Source organism: Candidatus Bathyarchaeia archaeon (assembly GCA_038873195.1).
In the GTDB taxonomy this organism is placed as follows: Archaea; Thermoproteota; Bathyarchaeia; order Bathyarchaeales; family Bathycorpusculaceae; genus DSLH01.
This window is the reverse complement of record JAVZEV010000001.1, coordinates 1,117,310-1,129,203: the sequence shown is the minus strand read 5'-3', so window position 1 is coordinate 1,129,203 and position 11,894 is coordinate 1,117,310. Positions and strand designations below refer to the sequence as shown.

Sequence of the window (11,894 nt, the reverse complement as noted above, 5' to 3'; positions counted from 1 at the left end):
ACCGCGTTTTCAACTTATAAGCTTATTTCACGTTTTTTGCTTTTCTGCGGTAATAAGTGAGCGGGTGATGAATTTTTTCGCATAGGGCGTCCGGGTTTGTGCATACACCGTGGGTTTTTAGTGTTTCACATTTGGGTGACGTGTATTGCGTTCTGGAGCCTCTTTCTCCAGCGATGTGCTCGACTTGGTAGCGTGTTAGTCTCTCGTTAAAATCAGAGAAGTTTCTAAACAGTTCAATTACGCTTTCTGGAGACATTCCTATGTTGACGAGAAAGGATGTTAAGGTGAATCTGCCTATGTGTGATAAGTGACGCCCAGAAGATACGGCTTTATAAAGTGTGTCTATGCATGGTGGAAAAGCTTCTCGGATGACAGCCTTTGGAAATCCTTCCATTTCCATTTTGCCTATACGGTCTAAGGTTAGTTTCTTTAGTTTTTCAGCGATTGTTGAAAATTCTGGGGGGAATTTGGCTTCTTTTATTTCTAATCTTTTCTCGATGTACTTGCGAATTTCTTCCTTCAGTAGCCTCACTATCTTGTTTGTGTTTAAGTAAACCTTTCCGTTGGATAGTAAGCAGTTTACGAGTTTCCATTCTTTCTCTCGCAAGTGTGTCGTGTTTTTAAGATAGTCTGTAAAGTGTAACGTGAATTCGTAGGGAAGCTTGTCATTACGGTTTATTTCAAGTTTCCATCCAAAATTCTGTGCAATTGCCAAGATTTTTTCTTTCGGTTCGTCTTGCATGTCGTTGAGAACTTGTTCTGCCTCTGCCAAAGCGTATCTTTTTTTGATGAAGGAATTTTCCGTTGCAATAGCCAGCATTGTAGCGACTGGGAAGGATAAGATTTCAACTTCAGGCCTTCGGAGGTCTCGACTTACTAAAGCGAATAAAATTGCTTCTTCAACTCTCGTTTCGGCGCGTTTCAGAATTTCCGCAAATTCGGGGCTTGTTAAATCTTGAATTTTTAAATCCAATTTTTTTACATAGTCTGTGGTTTCTTTGAGAAAAGGATATTTTGCTAAGTCAGAAAGGGTGAATTTGGCAGCGGTAACTTGCATTTTGTTTTTCACGTTATTCTGTTTCGATTCTTGGTGCTAAATAGAACGTGAGTTTTCCTTCTTTTGTTTGTTGAAAGTCTATTTTTATGGGCATGTCTGTGGAGAATTCCATAGTTGCAATGTCAGATGTTGCTGACGCTGTTTTTATGATTTCGGAGAGGTAGCTTAGGCTGAATGTTGATTTTGATGGTTCTTTGGCTTCTAAGTCTAGGAGGGTGTCGCTTCCTTTTTGAAGCGTTATTGTAGCTCCCATGAGGTCACCTGTGGCGTTGAAAACTATTTTTTCAGCGTCTGCTTCGATTCGCACGTGGTCGCTTACGAGTTGTGCGTCTTCGATTGCTTGGCTTAAGCCTTGGGTTGTGGTTTTGGCTTTTACGTTGAATGTGAGTTTTGGCGTGGGTACTTCTTCTTCTGAGGCTTCGAGAGTTGGCATTGTAAAGTTTCTTGAGTATTTTCCGGTTATTTTTAGTTGTAAACGTGCAGTCTTTTCATCTAGCGAGAGTTCGACTACTTCGTCTTTGCCGGCTCTCTTAAGCAGTTTTAGCAGTTCGCTTATGTTTATGCACATTTTCGTTGGTTCTGTGCACATGTATTCTTCGAAAACTGTTTTTGGCCATTCGAAGTCTACCATGGCGACGCGTGATGGGTCCATGGCGCGTAGTTTCATTCCTTCTGGGTCGAGTTTGAATGTGGCTTCGTCTACGAGGATTGATATGGATGTGACCATGTCTCGCAGAAGTTTTGCGTCGGCTACTTTGAGTTTGAACATTGTAGTCACCTTTTTATTGGATATTGTTAGCTGTGAATAAAGCCTTTGCGCATTTAAGCGTGATGCTGAATTAGAGAGGTTGCTGAATGAAGACGGTGGATTTGAAAAGAGAGTATCACGTCATAAACAGATTTAGCTGTATTCTCTGAATGTGTAACTACATTTTGTGCATCGCAGAAACTGCGTGGAAGATTCATCAGCGCCTCTCGTTTGCACTTGCCAAACATAAGCTGTGTTATTTCCGCATTTGGGACACTCAATCCTAACCGTTGGTAATGTTCGAAGTTTTTGTTCTTCCTTGCTTATTACCGCGACAAGTTTTTGCGGGTTATGCTGTATTACTTTGGCAACTTTTGGCGTCACCCTCTTTTCTGCGGGTTTCTTTTTGTAGCCGCACTTGGGACAAACCATCATCAATGATGCTTCTTTGCCGGTTTTTCCTTTTTTAGGTACAAGGCGAGAACCACATTTGGGACAAAATTCCATGTGTTTTTACTCCGATGTCCGTTTGTTTTCCCTTATCATTGTCCCTTTTAAACTTTTTCTTATTGGAATAAATATTAGGGCTAAACGAAACTTATTCCAGAAGCAATAAGATGTGCTACACGTAGTGCCTCAGGAATGTTACTTCTTGTTGAAGTTAACTGTAAAATTTTTTCTGCGTCATCCTTGAGGATTCCGGAGATTTGCATGTAGACTTTCTCGTTTTTGTTTCGTGTGAAAACTTTGAATATTTCTCCCGCGTTCTGTATTGCTTCCCAGCGTTCTTCGCTTTTTGGTAGATTTTTCAAAGCCTTGCGGATTTTTGCAAGGTTTGGTTTTTCGCGTGTAACTGCTATCGCTGGAAGCTTTGTTTTCGCATTTAACTTCTTAATGTCGACAATGTTGAAGCCTGCAAAGGTTACTCCATTAAGCATTATGACCCTTAACTGTTTATAGTGAGGCGAGTTAATTATCATGGAAGCTATTTTTCTTGTAGCGTCAAAACCGTCAATTTTCACTTTCGTATGCATTACGCCGTCGAGGAAGTATCCACCGCGAAAAACAACTCCCACAACAGGTATAAGTCCCTTGGTGCGGGGTGTGAACATGCCATCGTCGATTCCGAGAACGCGAATTTCGGGTTTGATTACGCGGAATTTTTTTGAAACCAAAATATCTCCCTGGAGAGGTGGCAATCATGAAATATAGGACTACATTCATTATAAGTTTAGCGAAAAACCAAGAGTAATGTAGGAATTATCAGAGTACGGGGGAAGCGTGTGAAGATTAAGTCTTCCATTAAGAACTATGGCAACATGACCGAAGTGTTAACAGACCATGGGTTGGCTTCTCTTGGAGATGCTTACGTAAACTTCGTATATTCCGTGGCAATATCGGCTAGAAAGGGTGCACCTTGCGGTGAAAAGGTTAAAGGAAGCGTACTTGCTGAGGCAATAAGAAGAACTGGGTTAAGAGAAAAGTTGCCTTCAAGAATGACGCGGCATTTGATGGCTGATGCTGCTGAGGCACTAATAGCGTACGCGTGGCTTCAAGGGTACATTACAATAGAAGAGAGTATTACAATATTGACAAGCACAGAAGACTCAGTAGAAGGTTTTAGCCAGTTACTTTCGGCAATAAAGAAGAGAATTAGGCTTTCTTGAGGGCTTTCTCGAACTCTTTACCGAAAAGTTTGTTCATGTCACGTGTTTTTTCTAATGCGTTATGTAAGATGGTTTCGGGTTTTGCTTTGCCCTTTGTGCGAACGTAAATTATGGAGCTTGATGCTAAGGGGTGTGGCATGTCATAGCCTGCTAAATCAACATTTTCGTCTTCTAAAAGTCTCTTTTGCAGTAGGTTGCAAATGGTGTGTCCTATGCCTTCAACTTCTATTTTTATCTCGTTTGACGTTTTCTTTAATACTTTAACTTTCATCTCTAGTCTCTCCTTTTACATTACAACGGTCCTTTTCCATAATCTAAAGCTGTCTTGCGCTTTTCAATTTTCCCACATCTCGGACAATGCATAGCTTGCCGTCTCTGCTCTAATAAGAAGCCGCACTGAGAACAAAAAGCGTAAACCACTCCTAAATTTTTATCTTTGGTTGACAAATGGTAGACTTTGTTCTTTTCGCTTATTACTTCAGCTCTTATGATGTCGCCTGGCTTGCACACATCAAACATCGAATCCACATAACGCATTTGCACGTCAGAAATGTGCAGGACACCAGTGAAAATGCCGGAAAGTCGTTTATTATTTATTTTGAAAATTCGTACACTTGCACTTTCAGACTGGACATTTGAAACTTGCCCAAGAACCGTGTTTCCAACTCTAGGAACTAGTGCCCCCCGAATTAATGGAAAAACTGAAACACGCCTATTCACAAGGTCAAGCAGAGCGCGCCCAACAACCTTAGAATAAATTACGCCGTCCTTAACGTAGGTTCCAGCATCTGGAATAAACTCTTCAATAACGCCTAAGCGTTCTCCGGGCAGCACAAATTGGCCGCTTTCTTGTTTGGAGGGTTGTGGATTCATTTAAATTCACTTTCTGCATGGCTTGTGCATAGATTTGGACGAAGCGAGGGATAAATGTTCGCCAATGTGATATGTGTAGTTTTCTGTGCCGCTCAATAAACCTTTTGATTGGTGCTGGCAGTAAGGCATGCCACAGTTACTTTTTGCTAAGTTCATCTCTTTCTTTCTATAACATATAGGTCTACTAGAAACTCATGCTTCCTTTTCGTGTGGAACTCAAACATGTGCGGAATCGTCATAAGCATGGCATAAACTGCTTTGATTCGTCCGTCATGTTCTTCGATGAATTTTTCTAAAAAAGAGTTAGGCGCTACTGGTTCCAAAGCTACTTTGTTGCGTTTCAGTCTTTTAATGAGTGCTTTGTCTTTTTGTGTGCTTTTGTGTAGCGAGTAAATGATTTTGCTTGTTTTAAGAGCTTTTTCGAGAAATTTTCGGTCTGCATGTTGTCTTTGTACGCCATAGGGCGGATTTTGTAGGATGGTATCAAAGTTTCCGCGGATAGCGTCTATGTCCGCAATAATCCATTCCACTTTTTCTCGCAGGCCTACATGTCTTGCATTTTCGTATGCAACTTTTATTGCGGTCTTATCTAAATCTACGCCTACGACTTGGTTTGCACCTAAAAACGCGGCGCCTAACGCGAGTCTTCCAGTGCCGCATCCTAAATCCAAAACCGATTTACCAATAATGCCGTTGTATGTGTAGGCTGCCGTGTAAAGGATTGTTGCTGCAACATCTGCTGGAATTGTGTATTGTTCAAGGCTTGGTTTAGGTGAAGGATGCGGCTTCACTTGTGAAAGCAGCATTTCCAAGTCTAATTTTCGAATAATCCTTTTCTGCATAATTCTTCCCAAGACAACTCGTCAACAACCACGCGAGCTTCATTAATTGTGAGCACGGGTTTCGGGAATTTCGAGGCGTCATCGAGAGAAATTCTTGGACATGCAGTGTTCACGTAAGCGTCTACCGTGGGAAACTCCATGAGCACTTCTGGCGTGACCTCTCTAACGACAAAGAGAAATGCTGTTTTCCCGTTTTCTTCAAGTTTACGTTTCAAATTCAATGCTTCATCAAATCTTCTTTGCCCAGGCTTCAATCCAATTAAAACTGCCGTGGATTTTGCCTTTTGGGCTTCTTCTATGCTTGCCCATCGTTGTTTCAGAATTTTCGCTGCTTCCTCATCAATCGGATAGGCGCGGTTTTCGTAAGGGTCCGCAACTATTGTGGGCTTAGACGTAGAAAGCGCAACGCCTAATGCATGAAAGCGCCCGCCGCCAACAAAAATAAAGGCTTCAACATCTTTTGCTATTGATTTAGCGTTGCTGTAATCGCATCCGATTACTTGCCCGGGATAATTCAATCGTCCAGCGTCGCCTAAGACGACAATTTTTCCGGCGCGGAGTAGGATTTCTCTGACGCTGTCGAGGGCTTGCACATGCTGGACGGTTGTTGTTAAACCTATCTTACGCCATTTTTCTATTATGGGTAGGGCTTTTTCGATGGCGCTGTCCACATTTATGGTTGCTCTAGCTTCGATGTAGATTGTTGGAACTCGTTCGTATTTTAACAGTTTTGCATGTCCATAATGGATGATTAGGTCCACGCCGAGTGTTTTTGCTTCGGCTGTGGCTAAGTCGCATGCGCCATAGCATGGGTCTGCAGAAATTATCGGTAATGCACCAAATTTTTCAATGGTTTTGGCTAGTCGTGGCGCTTCGGGTTTTAGACCTTCTGGAAGTTGTATTAAGACGTGTTTCGCTCCTAGTTTGAGTATCTCCTGTTTGATTCTTTCTTCTTCAAAATCGAATTGTTTCAATTTTGGACACTCTCTAAACCGGAAAGTAAGAATGTTTAATTTAGAAAAGAGAAAGCGAGGTTTATTCTTCTGTTTCGTTCCATCTGGGCGTCCATTCCCAGTCCGGCTTTGGTTTTCGGTTTCCGCGCCCAAGAGCTCTTTCGCTTTGCTCGGCGAGTCTTTCAAGTATTATTTTGCGTTCTATGCTTGCGACAAGTTTTTTGGTGGATATTACTGCGTCGTTGTTTACTGATATGCTGTCGATTCCGGCTCTTACGAGAAATTCTGCAAAGTCTGGTAGGTTTGATGGTCCTTCTCCGCAGATGGAGACTGTGCAGCCGTTTTCATGAGCTACTTTGATTAAGTGAGCAATTATACGCTTTACAGCTAGGTCTCTTTCGTCGAAGTATCCCATCTGTCCTAGCCTTTCAGAATCTCGGTCAATCATTAATATGCCTTGGGTCATGTCGTTTGAGCCTATGGAGAAGCCGTCGCAGAGTTTCGAGAATTCGTCGGCAAGTATGGCGATTGACGGCGTTTCAGCCATGAACCACACTTGGAAGTCTCTTGACCTTTCTAAACCTTCTTCTTTCATGATTTGGAGGCATCTTTTGGCTTCCCACACTGTACGTACTACTGGGAGCATCACCCAAACGTTTTTCAAGCCCCATTCTCTGCGGCACTTCTGGATTGCTTGACACTCAAGTCGAAAAGCCTTCTCGTACCATTGGCTTATGTAGCGGCTGCATCCACGCCAGCCAAGCATGGGGTTGGCTTCGACAATTTCGTATTTTTCGCCGCCCTTCAATTCGCGGTACTCGTTTGTTTTGAAGTCGCTGAAGCGGACGACAACTGGGCGGGGTTGGATGGCTCTCGCGACTGTGGATATGCCTTCGGCAAGTTTGTCCACGAATTTTTGTCCTTGCCCGGTTTCTATAAGGTATAGTGGGTGTTCGCCTATATAGCTGGCTAAGATGAATTCTATTCGCATCAGCCCTATGCCTTCGAAAGGCAGGTCCTTGTACTCTTCGATTTTTTCGGGAACGCCTAGGTTCATGTAAATTTTTGTTGCGGTTACGGGTACGGATTGGAAGGTGCCGCCGACAACTGTTGGGGATGGTGTTGAAGCTCCGGAAGCGGATGAAAGCTGTTCGGTTAATGTTGCCATTATGCCTTCGTAAACAACGCCGCTTCTTGCGTCGACTGTGTATTCTTTTCCGGTTTCCATCAGTTTTGTGGCGTGTTCTGTTCCGACGATGCATGGGATGCCGAGTTCGCGGCTTACGATTGCTGCGTGGCATGTTACGCCGCCTTTATCGGTGACTATGGCGCCTGCGAGTTTCATGAATGGCACGAAGTCGGGGTTTGTCATGTCTGTGACGAGTATGTCGCCTTTCTGCATGACTTTTGCTGCTTCGTCTGGGTTTAACACGACTTTTGCTTTGCCTACTCCAAAGCCTCTTTTGCCTGCTGCGATTCCCCTCACAACAACTTTTAAGGTTTCTGCGGGTTTCATTGCTTCGGCTTCTGGCTTTTCAGGTTTCTCTGCAAGTTTTAGGCTCCAAACGGTTTCTGGTCTGGATTGTGTTATGAAGACGCTGTTTGGAAATTGCAAGTCTCCGTCAATTGCCCATTCAATGTCTTGTGGTTTACCATAATGTTGTTCGATGCGGTTGGCTAATTCTGCAAGTTTGAGAATTTCTTCGTCGCTTATGCATGGTTTTTCTTGATGTTCCGGATGGACTTGCAAGTGTACTGTTTTTCCAGTGTTTGGGTCACGCACATAAGCAATTGTTTTTTTGGCAATATTTCGTTCGACTATTTTCATGGTTTTTTTGTCGACGACGAAGTGGTCTGGGGTGACTGCTCCAGAAACCACTGCTTCGCCTAAACCATAGTTGCCTTCGATAACAATTTGGTTAGGGTCGCCTATGACAGGGTTTATTGTGAACATTACGCCGGCAGCTTTGGAATTTACCATTTTTTGGACGCCGACGCTTATGAGCACTTTTTCGTGGGCGAAGCCTTTCTCGGTGCGGTAAAAGATTGCGCGTGGAGTGAAGAGGCTTGACCAGCATTTCACGGTTTTTTCTAGAACATCGTTGACGCCTCTGACGTTCAAGTATGTTTCTTGTTGTCCCGCAAAAGAGGCGTCTGGTAAGTCTTCAGCGGTTGCGCTTGAGCGCACTGCGACGAAAACATCTTTTATGTTGAGCCTTTTGGATAGTTCTTCATAAGCAAGTCTTATTGCGTTCTCGATTTCTTTTGGCATCGGCGTGGATTCTATTAAGGCGCGAATTTTTTTGGAAGCTATTTCATATTGTTTGGGGTCGCTGGGGTCGGTTACGGTTTCTTTTATTATTTCGTAGATTTTTGCTGCTATGCCGGTTTCTTCAATGAATTTTTTGTAGGAGTAGGCGGTTATTGCGAAGCCCGGTGGAATTGGTATTCCAGCGCTTGTCATTTCGCCGAGGTTTGCGTTTTTGCCTCCTACTAGTGGGATGTCGGTTTTTCGAAGGTTTTCAAACCATATTACTAAATCTTTTTTTGCTTCATTCAACTGTTTTCGCCTCTTCTGTTTGTAGTTTTTCTACAATTATGCGGCATGGAATTGGGAGCTTGGCGCTTCCGCGTTTTAATGCTTCTTTTGCTACTTCAACGCCGTCTGCGTTCACGTTGATTGTTATTATTGTCTGGTTTGGTTCAACGCGCGCGGCGGTTCCGATTGGTTTTCCAAAGGACCTGCGCATGCCATCTTGCAGACGGTCTGCGTGGGCGCCAAAAATCATTTTGTTTTCTCTAAGGATTATGTGAGGGTACGGATGAACGTGTAAGCGGTAATTGTTTTGGAATTTATCCATTAAAGGACGGTTTGCTGCCACACGTGCGGCTTCTAGGGCGTTGTGGCGGACTTGGGCTCTTTCTAACGCGATTAGTTTGACTGCGTATGCAAACTTGGTTTTGGTATCTCCCATAGTGAATTTGGTGATTTTTGGTGGTGGAAAGCCTTTTACGAAGTCTTTTCTTGCGTAGGGTTGTCCTTTAACGGCTCTGTAATTGCGTGCACGCATTTTGGGTTCCCTTTTCTGCATACATAAGCGCAATATTTAAACGATTTGTTGACGTTGCCTTTTGATTAAAGTTATGAATTTGGAATTAGTTTTGAAAATTCAGAATGACGGTTCATGTTTTTATGGTGGTAATGGTTTGTTTTTGAACCATGTTTTTGCTAGTTCCTCGTAGTTTGGGAAGACGTTTTTGAGTATTGGAATGTACATTTGTATTTCTTCTTGGGTTAGGTATTGGAATTGGTATTCGCCCATGTATGGTGATGCTTCGCCGTCTCTTGTTACGAATTCCACGTGCATGAAGGGGTCGCCGCGTTTTATTGTTATTGGGCAACGGTCGTTGCTGAGGTTTACTAGTTCTAGGGCTAGACGCCCGATGAAGCCGCTGTGGACTTTTGCTGCGTTTAGGAAGCTTAAGCCCATGCGTCCGTATTTGCTTTTGGCGGTTAGGTGTGCCACGTAGTTTGGTGGTGTGAAGACTATTTCATATGTTGTTAGGTTTTTGTGTTCGAGATAGTGCAGTGTGGTTTCTTCTTTTACCGTTAGGATGTAGCCGTCTCCGTCGAGGAGGTTGTGGTCGTATGGGTATATACACTTGTATTTTTCGATGAGTTCTTTGAGTTTGTCCTTACCGAGTATGCACATGTTGTATGCGCCTCGTTGAGTTTTGTAGAAATACTGAAGTTCTTTTGTTATATAGCTTTTTAACACAAAGATGTGTGCGCGTGAAACAGCGAATAACCTATTTGTTTGGAACCAAATATGTTCTGTTGAATTGTTTTGGTTACTTGTGAATAGAGATAGTTCTATAAGTTTATTGGGTTACTATTTCATTAACTTGCAAGTTTGAGGTTTTTAGTTTGAAAGTGGAGTTTAGTGGTCATGCAATGGAGAAAATGCGAAAGAGAGGCGTAAACGTGGCACATGTCTATAATACGTTAGAGAGCCCGAAAGAGCTTTTTGAGGATATAGAGCATGATGTGATGGTAGCGATTAAGAAAGTTGACGACAAATTTGTTATAGTAGTTTTTAGGGAAGAGGACGGTGTAGTTAAGGTTATTACACTCTACTACACTACTAAATTTGAGAGACTTGTGAAGTCTAAAATGGTGAGAGGGGCATGGAAGAGAATAAAGTGAGAGCATGGTATGACAAATCGGTTGACATATTGTATATGCTATTTGAAGAGGGCCCAAGTCACGAGATTGTCGAGGTGGACCCTGATGTTCATTTGGAACTTAATGAGAAGGGCAAAGTTATCGGCATAGAGATTTGGAATGCTGGCAAACGCGGTCTCATAAAGCAAATAGCAAAAGCCACAACAGAAACAGCATAATTGTAAGGGAATAATCAGCGTTTTTGGCTACGTAGTTTATCGATTATTATGTGCATGAAACGTGGAACATAGAAGCAGAACAACCATTTGCTGTTAAATGAAATATTTTTGCGCCCTAACACGCCTGGAAGTTTCAGTAAGCATACAGCAAGTTACTAGCAATGTCACCATTAAATCCTAACCATGCTTAAGCCCCTCTAATAAAAAATGGAGAAACAAACTCTATACCATAAACACTTTCAGACTAAAGGTTCAACCTATTTATAAGGGAGGGGTATAGTTTTCGCAGAGCGCAATAGTTTCTCATAACCACGAACACGCATAGTTAAGTAAAACTTCTCACACAAACAATAACCCAACCCAAGGAGAAACCAAAAAATGAGTTGCAAACACTGTCATAACCAAGCAGTTTACACATGCACAGTCTGCGGAAAACCACTATGCCCACAACACACTCGATTGCGAACCGTATGCCCAACATGCCAAAAGAAACCCACACAGAACTATACCATCACAATAGCAAAAACAAAAAAAGAAAAAGACAAAATCCGAAAGTTTGTAGAACGCTTCTGGGGAGAACAAGAACAACTAACCTTTAACAAAAAATTCATCGTCACCGAACTCCCAGCCTACATCGCAAAAACAAAAAACACCATTGCTGGCTTCGTCTCATTCGCCGAAACACAAAACGCCATCATAATCGTAGCATTGGGCATACTACCAAAATACCAAAACGCTGGAATAGGCAAAGCACTAATCAAAAAAGTCGAAACAAAAACCAAACAATCAAACAAAAAACAACTACTTGTTTCAACGTCAAACGACGATTTACCAGCATTAGCATTCTACCAAAGCCTAGGCTTCCAAATTTATGAAGTAAAACCAAACGCCATAGCAGAGAAACACGGCAAAACAATAAAAGGAATAAGCGAATTGCCAGTAAGAGACGAACTAAGACTGCGAAAAATCATCCCTTAACAATACCACGTTCACGCCTAATACCATCCAACACTTCCTTCGCCACACCATACTTACCAAACAACTCAGAAAGCCGCTCACAAGGATACTCCACACAAAAACCACAATTCTCAACCTTCTTCGCTCTACCACACTTCCTTATCCCACACTCATTACAATACCAAAAAATCCGCGCACCATCGCCTACACAACCATCACAATTAATATCCTCTAACTTGTATTCCCGCTCATACTGCTTGGTAAAAATTTCAGCTACACGCTTCCGCTCTGCATCATTATCCTTCTGCGTAGCAACAAAAACAGGACAATCAGAGCAGACTATCCCACAATAACCAACAACCCTAACCAAACAAGTTCTCTCCAACACCATAT

Annotated in this window: 16 protein-coding genes; 4 read left to right on the top strand and 12 right to left on the bottom strand. The window is 42.6% G+C overall.

Features of this window, described 5'->3' with window-relative positions; translation table 11 throughout:
* Positions 1–22: 22 nt before the first annotated feature.
* From QXW63_06350 to QXW63_06335, 4 genes are all read right to left on the bottom strand, one after another.
* On the bottom strand, positions 23–1,057 hold the full coding sequence (locus QXW63_06350; protein ID MEM3461509.1) for a DNA primase large subunit PriL: 1,035 nt from the start codon (positions 1,055–1,057) through the stop codon (positions 23–25).
* Positions 1,058–1,070: 13 nt separating this feature from the next.
* Positions 1,071–1,826, bottom strand: a complete 756-nt coding sequence (gene pcn, locus QXW63_06345) for a proliferating cell nuclear antigen (pcna) (protein ID MEM3461508.1) — start codon at positions 1,824–1,826, stop codon at positions 1,071–1,073.
* A 132-nt stretch (positions 1,827–1,958) separates the two neighbouring features.
* The gene (locus QXW63_06340) at positions 1,959–2,312 is read right to left on the bottom strand and encodes a transcription factor S (GenBank protein MEM3461507.1); all 354 of its coding nucleotides are present in this window, start codon (positions 2,310–2,312) and stop codon (positions 1,959–1,961) included.
* Between the two features lie 80 nt (positions 2,313–2,392).
* Positions 2,393–2,980, bottom strand: a complete 588-nt coding sequence (locus QXW63_06335) for a DUF99 family protein (GenBank protein MEM3461506.1) — start codon at positions 2,978–2,980, stop codon at positions 2,393–2,395.
* A 108-nt stretch (positions 2,981–3,088) separates the two neighbouring features.
* Between QXW63_06335 and QXW63_06330 the strand changes: the two genes are divergently transcribed.
* Positions 3,089–3,472, top strand: a complete 384-nt coding sequence (locus QXW63_06330) for a ribonuclease III family protein (GenBank protein MEM3461505.1) — start codon at positions 3,089–3,091, stop codon at positions 3,470–3,472.
* Here the strand turns inward: QXW63_06330 and QXW63_06325 are convergent.
* From QXW63_06325 to QXW63_06295, 7 genes are all read right to left on the bottom strand, one after another.
* Positions 3,459–3,743: a DNA-directed RNA polymerase subunit L gene (locus QXW63_06325; protein MEM3461504.1), complete on the bottom strand. Its 285-nt coding sequence runs from the start codon at positions 3,741–3,743 to the stop codon at positions 3,459–3,461. The genes QXW63_06330 and QXW63_06325 overlap by 14 nt on opposite strands.
* 20 nt (positions 3,744–3,763) lie before the next feature.
* Positions 3,764–4,345 carry an exosome complex RNA-binding protein Csl4 gene (locus tag QXW63_06320; GenBank protein ID MEM3461503.1) on the bottom strand — a complete coding sequence of 194 codons (582 nt, stop codon included), beginning with the start codon at positions 4,343–4,345 and terminating at the stop codon, positions 3,764–3,766.
* 152 nt (positions 4,346–4,497) lie between these two features.
* On the bottom strand, positions 4,498–5,187 hold the full coding sequence (locus tag QXW63_06315) for an METTL5 family protein (GenBank protein ID MEM3461502.1): 690 nt from the start codon (positions 5,185–5,187) through the stop codon (positions 4,498–4,500).
* Positions 5,160–6,161 (bottom strand): diphthamide biosynthesis enzyme Dph2, encoded by a 1,002-nt coding sequence (gene dph2 / locus QXW63_06310; GenBank protein ID MEM3461501.1) that lies wholly within the window; start codon positions 6,159–6,161, stop codon positions 5,160–5,162. Before dph2 ends, QXW63_06315 begins: the two co-directional genes overlap by 28 nt.
* Before the next feature lie 61 nt (positions 6,162–6,222).
* Entirely contained in the window at positions 6,223–8,700 is a 2,478-nt protein-coding gene (gene ppsA / locus QXW63_06305) for a phosphoenolpyruvate synthase (protein MEM3461500.1), read from the bottom strand.
* The gene (locus QXW63_06300) at positions 8,693–9,232 is read right to left on the bottom strand and encodes a 50S ribosomal protein L16 (protein ID MEM3461499.1); all 540 of its coding nucleotides are present in this window, start codon (positions 9,230–9,232) and stop codon (positions 8,693–8,695) included. Before QXW63_06300 ends, ppsA begins: the two co-directional genes overlap by 8 nt.
* Before the next feature lie 99 nt (positions 9,233–9,331).
* Positions 9,332–9,919, bottom strand: a complete 588-nt coding sequence (locus QXW63_06295) for a hypothetical protein (protein MEM3461498.1) — start codon at positions 9,917–9,919, stop codon at positions 9,332–9,334.
* Between the two features lie 155 nt (positions 9,920–10,074).
* On the opposite strand from QXW63_06295, the gene QXW63_06290 reads away from it, so the two are divergent.
* The 3 genes from QXW63_06290 (at position 10,075) to QXW63_06280 (ending at position 11,522) form a co-directional block, all read left to right on the top strand.
* On the top strand, positions 10,075–10,347 hold the full coding sequence (locus tag QXW63_06290; GenBank protein MEM3461497.1) for a DUF4258 domain-containing protein: 273 nt from the start codon (positions 10,075–10,077) through the stop codon (positions 10,345–10,347).
* Positions 10,329–10,544 (top strand): DUF2283 domain-containing protein, encoded by a 216-nt coding sequence (locus QXW63_06285; GenBank protein MEM3461496.1) that lies wholly within the window; start codon positions 10,329–10,331, stop codon positions 10,542–10,544. Before QXW63_06290 ends, QXW63_06285 begins: the two co-directional genes overlap by 19 nt.
* Before the next feature lie 378 nt (positions 10,545–10,922).
* Positions 10,923–11,522: a GNAT family N-acetyltransferase gene (locus QXW63_06280; protein ID MEM3461495.1), complete on the top strand. Its 600-nt coding sequence runs from the start codon at positions 10,923–10,925 to the stop codon at positions 11,520–11,522.
* Here the strand turns inward: QXW63_06280 and QXW63_06275 are convergent.
* Positions 11,512–11,871, bottom strand: a complete 360-nt coding sequence (locus QXW63_06275) for a DUF3795 domain-containing protein (protein MEM3461494.1) — start codon at positions 11,869–11,871, stop codon at positions 11,512–11,514. The two genes, QXW63_06280 and QXW63_06275, sit on opposite strands and share 11 nt — an antisense overlap.
* Between the last annotated feature and the right edge of the window lie 23 nt (positions 11,872–11,894).

What these genes read in the sequence shown, in the direction of transcription:
- QXW63_06350 (MEM3461509.1), bottom strand. Translation starts at nt 1,057, where the DNA reads ATGCAAGTTACCGCTGCCAAATTCACCCTTTCTGACTTAGCAAAATAT.
- QXW63_06320 (MEM3461503.1), bottom strand. Translation starts at nt 4,345, where the DNA reads ATGAATCCACAACCCTCCAAACAAGAAAGCGGCCAATTTGTGCTGCCC.
- QXW63_06280 (MEM3461495.1), top strand. Translation starts at nt 10,923, where the DNA reads ATGAGTTGCAAACACTGTCATAACCAAGCAGTTTACACATGCACAGTC.
- QXW63_06315 (MEM3461502.1), bottom strand. Translation starts at nt 5,187, where the DNA reads ATGCAGAAAAGGATTATTCGAAAATTAGACTTGGAAATGCTGCTTTCA.
- QXW63_06300 (MEM3461499.1), bottom strand. Translation starts at nt 9,232, where the DNA reads ATGCAGAAAAGGGAACCCAAAATGCGTGCACGCAATTACAGAGCCGTT.
- QXW63_06285 (MEM3461496.1), top strand. Translation starts at nt 10,329, where the DNA reads ATGGAAGAGAATAAAGTGAGAGCATGGTATGACAAATCGGTTGACATA.
- pcn (MEM3461508.1), bottom strand. Translation starts at nt 1,826, where the DNA reads ATGTTCAAACTCAAAGTAGCCGACGCAAAACTTCTGCGAGACATGGTC.
- QXW63_06325 (MEM3461504.1), bottom strand. Translation starts at nt 3,743, where the DNA reads ATGAAAGTTAAAGTATTAAAGAAAACGTCAAACGAGATAAAAATAGAA.
- QXW63_06340 (MEM3461507.1), bottom strand. Translation starts at nt 2,312, where the DNA reads ATGGAATTTTGTCCCAAATGTGGTTCTCGCCTTGTACCTAAAAAAGGA.